This is a genomic window from Mycobacterium sp. Panama NTM2, from assembly GCF_054355555.1.
Map to the genome: position 1 here is coordinate 2,166,472 of NZ_CM135953.1, position 16,174 is coordinate 2,182,645.

A 16,174-nucleotide genomic window follows, 5' to 3' on the forward strand; every position below is an offset into this window, starting at 1 on the left:
CGAAAGCGAGATGCCGATGCCGCCGCGCGCTGCTGCCAATCCCACCCGCTCCAAGGGTGTGGGACGGGGTGCCCCCAAGGGCGACCCGAAAGACGCTGCCGACCGTCAGCGTCCCGACTTCGTCCGGCCCAAGACCGCCCAGCAGGCAGTCGCCGAGGCGCTGCGCCACGACATCACCACCGGCAAGCTCGCCCCCGGCAGCTGGATCGTCCAAGAGGCTCTGGCTGAGCAGTTCGGTATGTCGCGCATTCCGATTCGAGAGGCGCTGAAGACACTCGAGGCGGAGGAGTACATCACCTACGTTCCGCACAGCGGATACCGCGTGGCGAAGCTGGGGCTCGACGATCTGCTCGAGGTCTTCACGTTGCGGGCCATCTTGGAGGAGGCGCTCATTCGTGACGCCGTGCCCAGCATCACCGACGAGATCGTCGACGAGATGCGCAGGTGCAACGCCGCGATGGATGACGCTGCGACCGCGGGCGATCTGATCGCGGTCGGGATGTACAACCGGCAGTTCCACTTCTTGACGTTCCATCAGAGCCGGATGGGACGCACCAAGCGCATCGTCACTCAGCTGTGGAACACGGCCGACGCCTACCGGCCGCTGTACTCGCCGCTGCTGGACATGCCGACGGTGTGCCATGAACACCTCGCGATGATCGAGGCCATGGCCGATCGCGATGTGGATCGCATGGTGGCGCTCAATCACCAACACCGAGCGCATGCCATCGAACCGATCCACCGGATGTTCGCCGTGGAGTCCGAAGAATCGGCATGACCGTCGCCGAACGCCTTCGCGAGTTGGGCCTGTCCGTCCCGCCGGCGCCGCCGCCCAAGGGTTCGTATTCGCCGAGTCGCCGCTGGGGCGACCAGCTGTGGATCTCGGGTGCGACCGCCCGCCGTGGCGCAGCCCCGGCTCTGCGCGGCATCGTCGGCGCTGATGTCACCGTCGAACAGGCCCGCGACCAGGCCGCAACGGCCGCGATGAATCTTCTCGGCGCGGTCGATGCCGCGGTTGGGCTCGACGCGGTGGCCGCAGTGGTCCATCTGCGCGGGTATGTCAGAGCCGTAAGCGAATTCGAGGCCCACCCGGCGGTCATCGACGGTGCGTCGCGCGTACTTCTCGACGCGTTCGGCGAGCACCGGGGCGCACACGCGCGCACCGCCATCGGTGTCGCATCGCTCCCCGGCGGAGCGTGCGTCGAACTGGAACTCGTCGTCAGCGTCGCGGCGACAGGCTGACACGATCGGCCCATCGCCCCAGTGCCAGGCCGAGTGCGACGCCCGCCGCTGCGGTCAGCGCCACGACGGCCCACTCAGTGGCACTCTCACGGACCCGCACGGATTCTGCGGTCTCGCGTGCGGTGTCCGTCGGGGCCCCGTCGCCGGCGATGACGGCGTCGAGACGGCCGACGAACTGCCCGATGATCCGATTGCTCACCTGCTCGATGACCCCTGTGCCGAATTGGGCGATACGCCCGCTCAGTTCGACATCGGTGGTCACCGTGACCACGCAGCGGTCGGCCTCCTCGCGTGCGGTGATGCGTACGGCGGCCTCGGTGGAACCATTGCCTTTGCGGTCTCGCGCGCTCCCGACGACGAGCATCTCTTTGCCGATGTCATCGCGACTCATCAGACGTGCCGTACCCGCCAACGTCACGCCGACCGGTCCCACCTTCACGGCGACGTGGGCGTGATAGTCGTCGCCGTCGGCGCGGTCGAGGCCGGCGCCCGGAACGCAGCCGATGACTGTGGGGATGTCGGTCAGCACCGACCAAGCGGTCTGCAACGGTGCCTGAACCTCGAATTCATGAACGAGTTGCATCTCGTGTCCCTTCTCGGCGGCCAGCGGTTGTCGAACCGGCGGACATCACCCTACGATTGGATACGATATCCAACAAGCGAGCCGAGGAGGCCCCCAGATGTTGAGCAAGGGCGTGGGACTGTTCCCGACCGAACCGACGGGAGTCATGTGTTCCTACGTCCGCCTCTGTGAGGATCTCGGCTACGACAACGTGTGGTTCGGGGACTCCCAGAACATCTGGCGAGAATCGTCGACGGTGATGGGCGCTGCGGCGGTCGGCACAGAGCGCATCGTGTTCGGCACGGGGGTGACCAATGCCGTGACCCGGCATCCCTCCCTGCTCGCGTCGACGTGGGCGACCCTGGCCGAGTTCACCGGGGGACGTGTGGCTCTCGGTATCGGCACCGGTGACTCGTCGCTGCGCACGATGGGTCTCAAACCTCTCAAGCTCGCCGAGTTGGAGCGCTCGATAGTCGATCTGCGCGCTCTGTTCCGTGGTGAGAACGTCGCCGAACCCTCCAGCGGCGCGGAGTACCACTTGAACTACCTGCCCGGCCCGATCGACGTCCCGATCTACATTGCGGCGTCCGCTCCGAAGATCCTGGAGATGTCCGGCCGCATCGCCGACGGTGTCATCGTATTGGTGGGAACCGCGCCCCATTTCATCGAGGCGGCCCTGCGCACCATCGAGCGGGGAGCCGCACAGAGCGGACGGTCGCTCGACGATCTGCACATCGTGCTCTGGACGCCGACGGCGATCGGCGCCGACAGCGTGCAAGCGCGAGACTTGGTGCGCGCCCACGTCTCCCGGGTGGCGATCCGTCCATTGCCCGCGGCGGTGGACCCTGCGCTCGAGAAGGCCATCGAGCGGATACGGGAGAACTACAACTACTACGAGCACATGAATCCCGACGCCGCGCACGCCGATCTGGTGCCGGATGAACTCGTCGACCTGTTCGCCCTCGCCGGCACACCCGATGAATGCGCGCAGCGGCTCAAGGAGATCGAAACCCTTGGGGTGGACCAGGTGTCGATCGTCCCGTTCGTCCCGTCCGGCGAGAGTCGCGAGGGCACGATCCGAGCCTTCGCCGAGATCGTCGGCACCCCGCGAGCCTGACGTGACTCGTCCCGGTTCCGATCCCGCTCCCGGCAGCCCGGTGCCCGGAGCTCCGCCGGCTTTGAAGCGTGCGCTCACCCCTGCCGACGGGGTGCTCGCCGCGCCTGTGCGCTCCGAATCACCGACCAGAAGTACTGTGCCGCACCAGCAGTCGTGGAACGACTCGCGATCTGACGCCTCGCGATGGACCGTGGCGGCCGCCATGTTCGGCATTGCCGCCGGGTTGGAACTCGCGGGCGCCATGACGAGAAAAAGATCCCGCTAAGTGTTGCCGGGTCGCACAGGCCTTCGTATAGTGTATCCAATATTCATCGACTCTCGGAGGCCCTTCTGATGCCACGGATTTCGAAGCTCACCGGTGCGATCCTCGCCGTGTCCGCCTTGCTCGTCGGCGCCACCGCATGTGCGAACGAATCCGAGGGTCCCTCGGGAGGCGGCAGCGCGACCGACACTCTCAGTATCTCTGCGACCGGTGTCGACAGCCTTCCCTTCATGGCCATCCTGCAGGCGGGCATCGACAAGAAGTGGTTCGAGGAGGAGGGTCTCAAGGTCGATCTGTATTCCGGTGGCGGAGGCGGAAACACGCTGCGCGTGGTCACCAGCGGCGACGCGGACATGGCGATCGCCGGCAACACCTCGGTGATTCTCGCTGCGCAGCAGCCCAACTCGAACCTCACCGTGATCGCGCCCTGGTTCCAGGTCAACGATTTCTCGTGGATCAGCCCGCCCGGACGCAGCATCCAAGGTGCCACGCTGGGCTTCAGCTCCGCCGGATCGTCGACCGAGCTGCTGGTCAAAGGCTTGGAGCGGAAACTGGGACAGGGTGTGAAGGCGCAGGCCGTCGGCGCGATGGGGGACAACTGGACCGCGGCGAAGGCCAATCAGATCACCGCCGGATGGGCGATGCAGCCGTTCATCGCGGACAAGCAGGCCTCCGACAACGCCGAGATCCTGGTCAACTCCCGCGAGGTCCTCGGTGACCTACCCGCCGATCTGGTCGCAGTGAACTCGCAGTACGCGCAAGCCAATCCGGAGAACGTCAAGACCTTCTTCAAGGTCGCCAACCGCCTCAACGAATGGGTGGTCGCCAATCCCGACGAGGCAGCAGGAGAGCTGGCGCCACTGGTGGGTGTCTCGCCCGAGATCATGAAGTCGGCGTTCAAGAACAGCCCCGACCTCGCGAAGGGCTACTCGCTGAAGGTCGACCCCGAGGGCCTGACGAACCTCTCGGAGCTGATGGTCGCGGCCGGGCAGATCACGGCACCCGTCGACTGGGCCTCGGTGCTCGACCAGCAGTACCTGCCGGAGGATGCTCGAGCCGAACTCTGACCGTCCCTCGACCGATCGCAGAGGTAGCGCCATGAATTCTTCAGGCATCGAGATGAACGGTGTGTCGGTGGTGTTCGACACGCCTGCGCGCCGGGTCACCGCCGTCACCGACATCAACCAGAGCGTGCCGCACTCGAGCTTCGTCTCCATCGTCGGACCGAGCGGATGCGGTAAGTCCACGTTGCTCGCGGTGGTGGCCGGCCTGCAGAAGGCGACCACAGGAACGGTCAGCGTTGGCGGACGGCAGGTCACCGGTCCCGACCCCAAGATCGGCGTGGTGTTCCAGGAGGACTCCACACTGCCGTGGCGCACCGTCGAGGAGAACGTCAGGTTCGCAATGGAGATGATCGGCACGCCCAAGGACGCTCGGCGCAAGCGAGCGGCCGAGGCGATTGCCCTGGTCGGGCTCAGCGGGTTCGAGAAGTCCTATCCTGCAACATTGTCCGGGGGTATGCGGCAGCGGGTGGCGCTGGCCCGCACGCTCGCGGTGCAGCCCGAGGTCGTGCTGATGGACGAGCCGTTCGCCGCGCTGGACCAGCAGACCCGGCTGTTCCTCGGCGCTGAAGTACGTCAGATCTGGGCGCGAACCAAACAGACGATCATGTTCGTCACGCACGACATCGCCGAGGCGATCCTGCTCTCCCAACAGGTCTGGGTGATGTCCTACCGCCCCGGCACGATTCTCGACGTCGTCGACATCGACCTGCCCGCAGAGCGGGATGCGGGCATGGTGTCGACCCCCCGGTTCAACGAACTGCAGAACCGGATCTGGACCTCCCTGCAGGCCGAGTCGATGCGCGGGTTCAAGCAACAAGAGGCGGCGGCCACGTGACGGCATCGTTCACCGCGACCGACGACCTGCCGACCGACAGCATGCCCACCCACGGCACGCCGGCCACCTCGACCTCGGGTCGCCGACGCCTACCGCGATGGGCCCTCAGCTCACTGTCGACGCTCGGTCTCGTCCTCGTGTTCGTCGTCGGAACCGAGGTCGGTTCACGCGCGGGCTGGTGGAACGATCACGTGTTGCCCGCCCCGTCAGTGATTTTCGGCGCGCTGGCCGAGCTGCTGACCGAACAGCAATTCTGGGTCGACGCTCAGCGCACCGGGTTCGAGGTCGCGGTGTCGATCGTGTTCGGGTGTCTGCTGGGTTTCGGCGCCGGACTCCTGTTCTGGAAGGTGCCGCTGCTCGGCCGGGTCTTCGAGCCCTATCTGGTGTCGTTCTACGCGGTGCCGCTGGTGCTGTTCTACCCGGTGATGATCGTGCTGGTCGGCATCAACGCGATGTCGGTGGTCATCTTGGCCACGATCATGGCCGCCATCCCCATGGCACTCAACACCGCCGTCGGCCTGAACCAGATGCCGGCGGTGTATCTGAAGCTGGCCCGCTCGCTCAAGGCGTCGCCGCGCCAGACGCTGTTCGCCATCGCCGTGCCCGCCGCCGGCCCCTACATCGTCGCCGGGCTCCGGCTGGCCGTGGTGTACGCGTTGATCGGCACCATCGCGATGGAGTTCACCACCGCGCAGGCCGGGCTGGGTTACCGGATCCGCTACCTGTACGAGATCTTCGACAACACCGGCATGTACGCCTACATCGTGATGGTCCTGCTGCTGTCGTGTCTGCTGACGATCCTGCTCGCCGCTGCCGAGCGGCTGCTGCTGCGCGGGAGGAACGCATGACGGCCACCCTGCCCGCTCGCGAGGCTGACGCGAAAGTGCCCGCCACCCCAGGGTTCTCGCTTCGCGCGCTGCTGACCAATCAGTTCGTCGGGGCCAGCCTGGTCGCGGTGTTCATCGCGGTCGCGTGGCAGGTCATGTCGGGGTTGACGTTCGTGATCCCGTCCCCGCTGCACACGCTGCGCGTCGCTGCCGCGAACCTCTCCGATCCGGCGTACCTGTTCGATCTGCAGGTCACCGCGCAGTCGGTGGCGCTGGCCTTCGTGATCGGCACGGCGATCGGCGGCGGAACGGGCCTGCTGCTGGGGCTGTCGGCGCGGTTGCGGACCGCGTTCGAACCGCTGTTGATCATGCTCAACGGCATTCCCAAGATCGTGCTGTATCCGGTGCTGTTGCCGATCTTCAGCCTGTCGGGCTCCAAGGTCGTGATGGGGGTGTTGTTCGCGCTGTTCCCGGTGCTCATCAACGTGTCCACCGGGGTGCAGGAGATCCCCCGCGTGTATTGGAAGCTGGCGCGATCGGTGCAGGCCAATCCCTGGCAGATGCTGGTGCACATCATCTTTCCGGCGATCCGCCGTCCCCTGCTGACCGGTATCCGGCTCGCGGTCAGTCTTGCTGTCGTCGGCGTCGTGCTCTCGGAGTTCTTCGCGACGAAGCGGGGACTGGGCCGGGTGGTGCTCCAGGCGTACAGCCATGGCGACTATCCATCGATGGTCGCCACCATCATGCTGCTGATCACCATCTCGTTCGTGATCTCGATTGCGCTGTGGCAGTGGGAGAAGCGAATCCATTGAGTTCTGCACGGTCTGAGCGGGGGTACATCGGCGACTCGGTGCGCCGTCGGGAAGACGACCGCATGCTCGGCGGTAAGGGACGTTTCCTCGCCGATCGTGCCGCGGGTGCCCAGCACGTGGTCTTCGTCCGATCGAACCAGGCCCATGCGAGGATCACCGGCGTCGATGTCGCCGCCGCGGCCGCGATGCCCGGTGTGCACGGCGTGTTCCTCGCTGCCGATCTCGGTCTGGCGGGCGCCGCGATCCCGGCACTGACCACACCCGACCCCGACTTCACCGCGGCGACATCGCTGCGACTCGCCGAACAGCGCCTGGCGATCCTGGCCGACCAGCGGGTTCACTATGTCGGTCAGCCCATCGCGGTCGTCGTCGCCGACGACCGTTACCAGGCCGAAGATGCCGCCGAGTGTGTCGAGGTGGGCTACGACCCGCTGCCCGTTGTCGTCGATGCCGAAAGCGCATTGCAGGCAACGAGTCCTGTGCTGTTCGAGCACCTCTGCGGTAACGAGGCGGCTCGCCTGGAGTACTCGTTCGGCGATCCGGAGCACGCGTTCGCGACCGCGCATCGCGTCGTCGAGGGCGAGTACCGGATGGAGCGGCACGGGGCGGTGCCGCTCGAGTGCCGGGGCGTGCTGGCGTATGTCGACCCACAGCGGCGCCGTGTCGAGGTGGCCACCTCCACGCAGGTGCCGCACATGGTGCGCAACGCGATCTGCGCGGTCACCGGTTGGGATCGCACGCAGGTGGTCGTGTCGGTGCCCGATGTCGGCGGCGGCTTCGGCACCAAGGCCAACGTGTACGGCGAGGAGATCGTGATGGCCGTCCTCGCCGAGCGGACCGGTCGGCGGGTGATCTGGGTCGAGGACCGCGCGGAGCACCTGGTCGCCAGTGCCCAGGCCCGCGACCAGGTTCACCGGACGCGCCTGGCCGTGGACGCCGAGGGCCGAATCCTCGCGTGGGAGGCCGACTTCGTCGTCGACATCGGTGCCGGAAGTCTGTGGGTGGCCGGCATCGTCGCCAATACGGCCGTCCACCTGCTGGGGCCCTACCGAATCCCAGCGGCCCACATCAGCGGGAGGGCGGCGCTGACGAACAAGACGCTCGTCGCGCAGTACCGCGGCGCGGGGCGGCCCGAGGCGACCTTCTCCCTCGAGCGCAGTCTCGACGCGGCCGCCGCCGCCCTGGGCCTCTCCATCGCCGAGATCCGCCGGCGCAACCTGCTGACCGCCGCCGACATGCCCTACCCCCGGCCGATCCCGTACCGCGACGGCGTACCGATCGCCTACGACGGCGGGGATTACGCGGTTTGCCTGGAATCGGTGCTCGACGCGCTGCCGCAAGCCGAGATGAGCGTGTGCGCCGCGGCCCATCCCGACCACCGCATCGGGTTCGGGTTGTCCTGCTATCTGGAGGCGACCGGGCGGGGCCCGCACGAGACGGCTCGGGTCCGGTTGCTGCCCAGCGGCGACTTCGAAGTGACCGCGGGCGCGGCATCGGCCGGCCAAGGCCACGAGACGGTGTTCGCTCAGGTGGCCGCGGACGCTCTGGAGGTGCCGCTGTCGCAGGTGAGATACGTGGGCTGCGACACCGAACGCCTCCACGACGGTGTGGGAACCTTCGCCAGCCGGTCGGCCGTCCTGGCCGGATCGGCGGTACACCAGGCCTGCCGCGAGCTGATTGAGACGTCGCAGCGACGCGCGGCCGACGTCCTCGGTGTGCCGCGTGCGGAGTACGCGCGAGGCCGATTCGTCGCCGGCACCGACGTGGTGGGTTGGGATGAACTCGCCGGCGCGGCAGCGATCGGGGGCGCTGCCGAGGGGGCCGTTCCGCTCGACGTCACCACGGTGTACCGGGTGCCCACGGTCACGTGGACCATGGGTGTGCATGCGGTGATCGTCGGTGTCCACCGGCGTACCGGAATCGTGAAGGTGTTGCGCTACGCCGTGTCCCACGAAGGCGGCCGCGAGATCAACCCCCGGATCGTCGAGGGTCAGATCCTGGGGGGAGTCGCGCAGGGCATCGGCGGGACGCTGTTCGAGTCCTGGCGGTACGCACCGTCGGGTGAGCCGACGTCGACCACGTTCGCCGCCTACCATCTGCCGTTGACGACGGATGTACCTCCGGTTCAGGTCAGGCACCTGCACGTGGAGACACCGAGCAACCCTCTCGGCGTCCGCGGGGCGGGGGAGAGCGGCACGATCGCGGTGTACGCGGCGGTCGCCGCGGCCGTCGATGCCGCGGTGGGCGGCGAGCACCGGGTCACGACGACGCCGATCAGCAGCGCCGACCTGTGCCGCGCGCTTGCGGGAGCGGCGTCGTGAAGCCGGCCGAATTCGTCTATCACCGGCCCGATTCGGTGTCCGAGGCGTTGGAGTTGATGGCCGCCGATCCCGAGGCGAAGCTGCTCGCGGGGGGCCAGTCACTGCTGACGTTGATGAACCTGCGCTTGGCTCGTCCGTCGGCCGTGATCGACATCGGCCGGCTCACGGAGCTGAGTCGGGTGTTCGACGACACCGACGACCTCGTCCTGGGTGCGTTGGTCACCCACCGAACCGTGGAGACGGACCCGTTGATCAAGGCGCGAACTCCGCTGCTGGCCGATGCCGCGCGCTACATCGGGCACATCGGCATCCGCAATCGTGGCACCGTGGGGGGTTCGGTGGCCCACGCCGATCCCGCCGCCGAGATGCCCTTGGCCACCGTGGTTCTCGGCGCCACCTTCCACGTGGACTCCGTGCGGGGACGCCGCCGGGTGCCCGCCGAGAACATGTTCGTGTCGTTCTACACGAGCGCGTTGGAACCCGACGAGATGATCACCTGGGTCTCGATCCCGGCCGATCGGCCCACTCAGGGTTGGGGATTCGTCGAATACGCGCGTCAGCACGGCGATTACGGTCTGGCCGGCGCCGGATGCGTGATGAGTCTGGGAGCGGACGGCCGCATCGACTCGCTTCGGGCGGGCGTGCTCAGTGTCGCCGACCGGCCGGTGCTGTTCACCGCACCCGAGGCCGTCGGCCACCGGCCGACCGACGCGGTGTACCACCAGCTGGCGCAGCAGTGGGCGGCCGACACGGAATTCGTCACCGACGACGCCGACTATGCGCGCCGGCTGTGCACGGCGGCGCTCACCGAGGCGATGGGCACGGCAGCGCGACGGGCGGCGGAAAAGGTGCAGGCTCATGGCGGGGAATGACGCGACGTCGCCGGTCACGATCTCGCTGACGGTCAACGGCAGGCTGGTGCGGCGCGCGGTGCCCTCGCGGCTCACCTTGGCAGACTTCCTGCGTGACGAATTGTCCTTGACAGGAACACATCTGGGGTGTGAGCACGGTGTCTGCGGCGCGTGCTCGGTGTTCATCGACGGTCGCTCGGCCCGCGCCTGCTTGACGTTGGCGGTGCAGGTGGACGGCCAACGGGTGGACACGGTCGAAGGGCTCGACCAGTTCGAGGAAGCCGCGCGGCTACGTGAGGCGTTCTGCGCCCGCGGCGGTCTGCAGTGCGGGTTCTGCACCCCCGGCTTCCTGGTGAGCGCGGTGGAACTGCTGCGGGATCCCGATGCGGAGAAGCCGCTGACAGCCGATGCGGTCCGCGAGGCGTTGTCGGGCAACATCTGTCGATGCACCGGATACCAGGGCATCGTGTCGGCCGTGCTGGATGCCGCCGAGTCGGCGGATTGTCCTGACCGTGCGGACTGACAACCACGCTCCCACGCCGGCGCGGGCCCGCCGGTCCTACGTCGCCGAGATGTTCCAGCCGGTCGGGTCCAGCCGATGGGGGATGGCCGTGTCGCTGGCCGCCGCGCTCGGCGCGGTCCTCGCGGTGACCGCCGCGACAGGACACCCGGAACGCGGTTCGGCCGTCGCGCTCGGCGTAGTGTTGACCGCCGTTCCCTTTCTGCCGGTGAGCTGGCGAGAAGCATTGCAAATATTGGTGATCCGCGCTTCCGCGATGACCGTCGGGGCGGTGTTCGCGGTCGCCACCGTGGGCCACCCGGCCGCTTACGGACTCGCCGTCGTGATGTGCGCGACCGGCGGTGCGCTCCTGGCGCGGGTCGGCCCGACCGCCGGGCTGGCGGTCGTGCTCATCGCTGCGGACAGACCCCACGCCGGGGGCGTCACCGTCGACGCTGTGCTGCCGTATCTGACGGGGGCGGCGGTCGTGGCCGCGGCCTGGGCGGCATGGTTCGTGTGCACCGAACTCGTGAGGATCGTTCGCGGGCGCGATCGGATGCTTCCAACAGGTGCGGCGCGGGTGACGTGGCGGGAGCGGTTGCCCCATGCGGTCCGGGTCGCCGTCGCCGTGCTGATCGCCGTGTCGCTCGCCGGCCTGCTACCTGACGAGCTGGTGGGTGGACACTGGCTGGTCACCAGTGTCCTGCTCACGGTTCAGCCGGCTGCTGCCGACACCGGAATGCGGTTGGCGCAACGGCTCTCCGGGAACACCGCGGGCGCTCTCATCGCGGCTGTCGTGCTGGGGTCGCACCCGTCGCTGTCGGTGATCGCAGTGGTCGCGGTGGTGCTCTTCACTCTGGCGATGGCCCTGCGGCCGGTCAACTACACGTGGTGGGCGGTGACCGGTCCGCCGGTGCTGCTGATGGTCAGCGAATATCCGCGGCTGTTCCCGTGGTACGAGGGTGGCGTCCGGCTGGCGATGAACGTCGCCGGGGCATTGATCGTGATCATGGTGGTCTTCGGTCTTCCTGCGTTGCGACGCAACGGTTCTCGGATGACAGCTCCGGATTTCCCCGGACCTCCGGAGTCGGATACTGTATACGAAAGGCGATCGAGGAGGATGCGGTGACGACATTGCTCGTGGAGGACATCGGCCTCCTGGTTCATGGTGAGCGCACCGTCACGCCGATACGTGACACCACCCTGCTCATCGAGGACGGCACCATCGCGGGTATCGGGGTCAGTGCGGTTGCGCCCGATCAGGTGCTCAGTGCCGGCGGTCTGACGGTGATGCCCGGCCTGGTCGACGGACACGTTCACCCGACGTTCGGGGAGTGGACCCCCGCGCAGGACGCCGTCGGCTGGATCCACAACTATCTGCACGGCGGCACGACATCGATGGTGTCCGCGGGTGAGCTCCACATCCCAGGGCTCGCGTTCGACGCGCTGACCCCGGAACTCGTGCTGAGCATCGCGATCACCTCCAAGCACACCACGGGCCGCATGCGTCCATCGGGCGTCAAGGTCAACGCAGGCACGGTGCTGCTCGTGCCCGGCATGACGGAGGAACATTTCGACCGAGCTGCCCGCGAAGGCATCGACCAACTGAAGTTCATCTTCTACGACTGGAATCGTCTGGGCGACGGCGAAGCTCAGCGGTACGTGCAATGGGCGCACGAGCGGGGGATGACCGTCAAACTGCACTCGGGCGGCGTCTCCCGGTCGGGTTCGAGCCGGGTGGCAGGGGCCGACGTGGTGATGGCGGTCGGACCCGACGTGGTCGGCCACATCTCGGGCGGGCCGATCCCACCTCCGGACGCCGACATCACCGCGATCATCGGCGGCCTTCCCGACACGCACGTGGAAGTGTGCAGTTCCAACAACTATCGCGCCACCACGGTGGTCACCGGTGAGCTCACCCGGCTCGGCCGGCTGGACCGTCTCACACTCGGCACCGACACGCCGGGTGGGACGGGTGTGATCCCGCGCGGCATGCTGCGCAACATCTGCTATCTCGCCTCGGTGTGTGGTGTCGACCCGCTCTCGGCCGTCGCAGCCGCCACCGGCCAGACCGCGCGCGCACACGGATTGGACACCGGCGTCATCGCCGAGGGAATGCCCGCCGACCTCGTCGTGCTGGGCCCGATCACCGGTTCGACGGCCACCGATGCGCTCGAGTCCTTCGCGCTCGGCGACCTGCCCGGCATCGCCACCGTGCTCGTCGACGGCATCCCACTGGTCTCGACCCGCAGTGAGCAGACACCGCCGCCGAGTCGTTCGGTGACATGGCACGGTGCGGCGCCGCGGCGTGAGTCCGTCCGGCCGGCCCCCGTCGGGGCGCACGCGTCCGGCTGCTGCTGAACCCCACGACGATCCCGAGGAGACACCATGACCCGACCGCCCACCGTCGACGCCGGTCCCACGACACCCGACGTCCTGCTCCGCGTCGACGGCCTGCTCGACGACGAGGAACGCCAGATCCGCGATAGCGTGCGCGCCCTGGTGAAGAGCCGGATAGCCCCCGAGATCGCGACCTGGTACGAGGAGGGAGAGCTTCCGGTCCGCGAACTCGCCGTGGAGCTCGGCGACCTCGGTCTGCTCGGCATGCACCTGCAGGGCTACGGGTGCGCGGGCACCTCGGCGGTCGCCTACGGACTCGCGTGCCTCGAGCTCGAAGCCGGCGATTCAGGCATCCGATCCCTGGTCAGCGTCCAGGGCTCGCTGGCGATGTTCGCGCTGCACGCGTTCGGAAGCGACGAGCAGAAGCAGCAGTGGTTGCCCGACATGGCGGCCGGACGTGCGATCGGCTGTTTCGGGTTGACCGAACCCGACTTCGGCTCCAACCCCGCCGGAATGCGCACCCGCGCGGTCCGATCGGGTGGGGACTGGGTGCTCGACGGCACCAAGATGTGGATCACCAACGGCTCGGTGGCCGATGTCGCGATCGTGTGGGCGCGCACCGAGGACGGTGTGCGCGGATTCGCCGTGCCCACCGACACGCCGGGTTTCACCGCGCACACCATCAAGTCCAAGATGTCGTTGCGGGCGTCGGTGACCAGCGAGTTGGTGCTCGAGGGGGTGCGACTGCCCGACAGTGCGCGGCTGCCGGAGGCCACCAGCCTGCGGGCCCCGCTGAGCTGCCTGAACGAGGCTCGCTTCGGGATCGTGTTCGGGGCGATCGGCGCGGCCAGGGATTGTCTCGAGGCGGCGCTGACCTACGCCCAGTCCCGGATGCAGTTCGACCGCCCCATCGGCGGGTTCCAGTTGACTCAGCAGAAACTCGCGGACATGACACTCGAATACGGCAAGGGGTTCCTGCTCGCCCTGCATCTCGGACGCGCCAAGGACGCCACCGGGCTGCGTCCCGAGGAGGTCAGCCTGGGCAAGCTGAACAACGTGCGGGAAGCCATCGCGATCGCCCGCACGGCGCGCACCGTGCTGGGCGCCAGCGGCATCACCGGCGAGTACCCGGTGATGCGCCACGCCAACAATCTGGAGTCCGTGCTGACCTATGAGGGCACCAGCGAGATGCATACTCTGATGATCGGGCAGGCCCTCACCGGTACCGCCGCGTTCCGCTGAGGGTCCGGGAGTCGCAGTGGCTGAACCCATCGACGAACACTTCACCACCGCCGTCTCGGCCCTGACCGCGCCGGAGACCGCGAACCCCGTTGTGCTGCAGGGTGTTCCACCAGAACTCTACCTGGCCGTGTTCGACGCGCAGCTCGGCAGCAGGCACCTCGACCTCGCTGCCCGCTGGCTGCGTTCCCAAGGCAGGGGCTTCTACACGATCGGGTCGGCGGGGCACGAGAGCAATGCCGCCGTAGCCGCGGCGTTGCGTCCGAGCGATCCAGCGCTGCTGCACTACCGCTCGGGCGGTTTCTTCCTGTCCCGCGCCGGCCAGGTCGACGGCAGCGATCCACTGCGCGACGTGCTGCTCGGCCTGGTCGCCGCGACCGAGGAGCCGATCTCCGGCGGGCGGCACAAGGTGTTCGGCCGCTACGACCTCCATGTCATACCGCAGACCTCCACCATCGCCTCACATCTGCCGCGCGCACTGGGTGTGGCGTTCTCGGTGGCCCGCGCCCGGAAGCTGGGGGTCGGGAGTCGATGGCCCGCCGACGCCGTGGCGGTGTGCAGCTTCGGGGATGCCTCGGCGAACCACTCCACGGCGGTCGGCGCGATCAATGCCGCGATGCACACCGCCTATCAGGGCGTCCCGCTGCCGCTGCTGTTCGTGTGCGAGGACAACGGGATCGGTATCAGCGTCAAGACGCCACAGGGTTGGATCGCCCGGACCTACCGTGACCGCCCCGACCTGCGCTACTTCAGCGCTGACGGAGCCGATCTGGCGGAGGTGCTGACCGTCACCGCGCAGGCAGCGGACTACGTGCGGACACAACGGCGTCCGGCGTTTCTCCATCTGCGCACGGTGCGCTTGATGGGTCATGCGGGGTCGGACTACGAGCCCGGCTATCGCCGACCCGACGAGATCTCCGCGGACTACGCGCGCGACCCCGTGCTGTGTGCGGCCCGCGCATTGATCGATGCGGGAATCCTCACCCCGCAGCAGGTTCTGGACTCCTATGAGGCCAAGCGGGCAACGGTGCTCTCCCTGGCCGCCGAGGTCGCCGAGCTTCCGCAGCTGGACAGCGCCGCCGCGGTGATGGCACCGTTGCGCACCGCTCTCGACGACGCGGTGACGGCGACGCGGGCCGCCGGGGAGAAGAGTCACGAGCCGGGCGAGACGCCGCTGACGGTGGCGCAGGCGATCAACCGTGCGCTCAAGGGCGTGCTCGTCGAGCATCCGGAGGCGGTGGTTTTCGGTGAGGACGTCGGGCGCAAGGGCGGTGTCTACGGCGTGACCCGAGGCCTGCAGGCCGCCGCCGGTCGGGCGCGGGTGTTCGACACGCTGCTCGACGAGCAGTCGATCCTCGGCTTGGCGCTGGGCGCCGGGGTTTCGGGCCTGATGCCCATTCCGGAGATCCAATACCTGGCGTATCTACACAACGCCGCGGACCAGATCCGGGGCGAGGGCGCGACACTGCAGTTCTTCTCCGACCGGCAATACCGCAACCCGATGGTGGTGCGGATCGCCGGCTACGGCTATCAGAAGGGCTTCGGCGGGCACTTCCACAACGACGACTCGATCACCGCGATCCGGGACCTGCCCGGTGTGGTGATCGCCTCTCCGGCGCGGCCCGACGACGCGGCGGCGATGCTGCGGTCCTGCGTCACCGCCGCGCGGGCCGCAGGCGTGGTGTGTCTGTTCCTCGAGCCGATCGCCCTCTATCACACCCGTGATCTGTACGAGGACGGCGACGACCTCTGGCTGGCGCCCGACCACGGTGCCGTCACACCGATCGGCGAGGCCCGCACCTACGGTGACGGGGACGACCTGACCATCCTGACGTTCGGCAACGGGGTCCCGATGAGCCTGCGGGTGGCCCGCCGGTTGGCTGCGCGCGACATCGCGGTGCGCGTGGTCGATCTGCGGTGGTTGGCGCCACTTCCGTTGGCCGACATGCTCGCGGCGGCGGAGGCGACCGGCCGGGTGCTCGTGGTGGACGAGACACGCCGCAGTGGCGGCGTGAGCGAGGGCGTCGTCACCGCGCTCGTCGACCACGGCTACACCGGGGCGCTGGCCCGGGTCGCCAGTCACGACAGCTTCATTCCACTCGGTGATGCCGCGCTGCATGTGCTCCTCGACGAGGACACGATCGAGGCAGCGGCGCTTCGTGTCGCCGAAAGTCCCCGCTAGCGGCCTCGTTACGCTGGACGG

Annotated in this window: 15 protein-coding genes; 14 read left to right on the forward strand and 1 reads right to left on the reverse strand. The window is 68.1% G+C overall.

The window, feature by feature from the left end:
- The first annotated feature begins 10 nt into the window (after window positions 1-10).
- Window positions 11-778: a GntR family transcriptional regulator gene (locus ACXYX3_RS10345; protein ID WP_241207857.1), complete on the forward strand. Its 768-nt coding sequence runs from the start codon at window positions 11-13 to the stop codon at window positions 776-778.
- Window positions 775-1,242 (forward strand): RidA family protein, encoded by a 468-nt coding sequence (locus ACXYX3_RS10350; RefSeq protein WP_458611620.1) that lies wholly within the window; start codon window positions 775-777, stop codon window positions 1,240-1,242. Before ACXYX3_RS10345 ends, ACXYX3_RS10350 begins: the two co-directional genes overlap by 4 nt.
- Here the strand turns inward: ACXYX3_RS10350 and ACXYX3_RS10355 are convergent.
- Entirely contained in the window at window positions 1,220-1,825 is a 606-nt protein-coding gene (locus ACXYX3_RS10355) for an SRPBCC family protein (protein ID WP_458611621.1), read from the reverse strand. The two genes, ACXYX3_RS10350 and ACXYX3_RS10355, sit on opposite strands and share 23 nt — an antisense overlap.
- A gap of 97 nt (window positions 1,826-1,922) precedes the next feature.
- Between ACXYX3_RS10355 and ACXYX3_RS10360 the strand changes: the two genes are divergently transcribed.
- The 12 genes from ACXYX3_RS10360 to ACXYX3_RS10415 all read left to right on the forward strand — a co-directional run bounded on the left by ACXYX3_RS10360 (window position 1,923) and on the right by ACXYX3_RS10415 (window position 16,153).
- Window positions 1,923-2,921 carry an LLM class flavin-dependent oxidoreductase gene (locus ACXYX3_RS10360; protein WP_241207860.1) on the forward strand — a complete coding sequence of 333 codons (999 nt, stop codon included), beginning with the start codon at window positions 1,923-1,925 and terminating at the stop codon, window positions 2,919-2,921.
- Window positions 2,922-3,254: 333 nt separating this feature from the next.
- Entirely contained in the window at window positions 3,255-4,250 is a 996-nt protein-coding gene (locus tag ACXYX3_RS10365; RefSeq protein WP_241207861.1) for an ABC transporter substrate-binding protein, read from the forward strand.
- Window positions 4,251-4,281: 31 nt separating this feature from the next.
- Window positions 4,282-5,082: an ABC transporter ATP-binding protein gene (locus ACXYX3_RS10370; RefSeq protein ID WP_241207862.1), complete on the forward strand. Its 801-nt coding sequence runs from the start codon at window positions 4,282-4,284 to the stop codon at window positions 5,080-5,082.
- A complete protein-coding gene (locus ACXYX3_RS10375) occupies window positions 5,079-5,930 on the forward strand; it encodes an ABC transporter permease (RefSeq protein WP_241207863.1) in 852 nt (283 codons plus the stop codon). The genes ACXYX3_RS10370 and ACXYX3_RS10375 overlap by 4 nt, the downstream gene beginning before the upstream one ends.
- Entirely contained in the window at window positions 5,927-6,721 is a 795-nt protein-coding gene (locus tag ACXYX3_RS10380; protein ID WP_458611622.1) for an ABC transporter permease, read from the forward strand. The genes ACXYX3_RS10375 and ACXYX3_RS10380 overlap by 4 nt, the downstream gene beginning before the upstream one ends.
- Entirely contained in the window at window positions 6,718-9,042 is a 2,325-nt protein-coding gene (locus tag ACXYX3_RS10385) for a xanthine dehydrogenase family protein molybdopterin-binding subunit (RefSeq protein ID WP_458611623.1), read from the forward strand. The genes ACXYX3_RS10380 and ACXYX3_RS10385 overlap by 4 nt, the downstream gene beginning before the upstream one ends.
- Window positions 9,039-9,914 (forward strand): FAD binding domain-containing protein, encoded by an 876-nt coding sequence (locus ACXYX3_RS10390; protein WP_458611624.1) that lies wholly within the window; start codon window positions 9,039-9,041, stop codon window positions 9,912-9,914. Before ACXYX3_RS10385 ends, ACXYX3_RS10390 begins: the two co-directional genes overlap by 4 nt.
- Window positions 9,901-10,416, forward strand: coding sequence for a (2Fe-2S)-binding protein (locus tag ACXYX3_RS10395; RefSeq protein WP_458611625.1), 516 nt, complete (start codon window positions 9,901-9,903; stop codon window positions 10,414-10,416). The genes ACXYX3_RS10390 and ACXYX3_RS10395 overlap by 14 nt, the downstream gene beginning before the upstream one ends.
- Entirely contained in the window at window positions 10,406-11,521 is a 1,116-nt protein-coding gene (locus ACXYX3_RS10400) for an FUSC family protein (protein ID WP_458611626.1), read from the forward strand. The genes ACXYX3_RS10395 and ACXYX3_RS10400 overlap by 11 nt, the downstream gene beginning before the upstream one ends.
- The gene (locus ACXYX3_RS10405; RefSeq protein WP_458611627.1) at window positions 11,518-12,753 is read left to right on the forward strand and encodes an amidohydrolase family protein; all 1,236 of its coding nucleotides are present in this window, start codon (window positions 11,518-11,520) and stop codon (window positions 12,751-12,753) included. The genes ACXYX3_RS10400 and ACXYX3_RS10405 overlap by 4 nt, the downstream gene beginning before the upstream one ends.
- A 27-nt stretch (window positions 12,754-12,780) precedes the next feature.
- On the forward strand, window positions 12,781-13,974 hold the full coding sequence (locus ACXYX3_RS10410; protein ID WP_458611628.1) for an acyl-CoA dehydrogenase family protein: 1,194 nt from the start codon (window positions 12,781-12,783) through the stop codon (window positions 13,972-13,974).
- A gap of 16 nt (window positions 13,975-13,990) precedes the next feature.
- Complete coding sequence (locus ACXYX3_RS10415; RefSeq protein ID WP_458611629.1) at window positions 13,991-16,153, forward strand: thiamine pyrophosphate-dependent enzyme; 2,163 nt, start codon at window positions 13,991-13,993, stop codon at window positions 16,151-16,153.
- The last annotated feature ends 21 nt before the right edge of the window (window positions 16,154-16,174 follow it).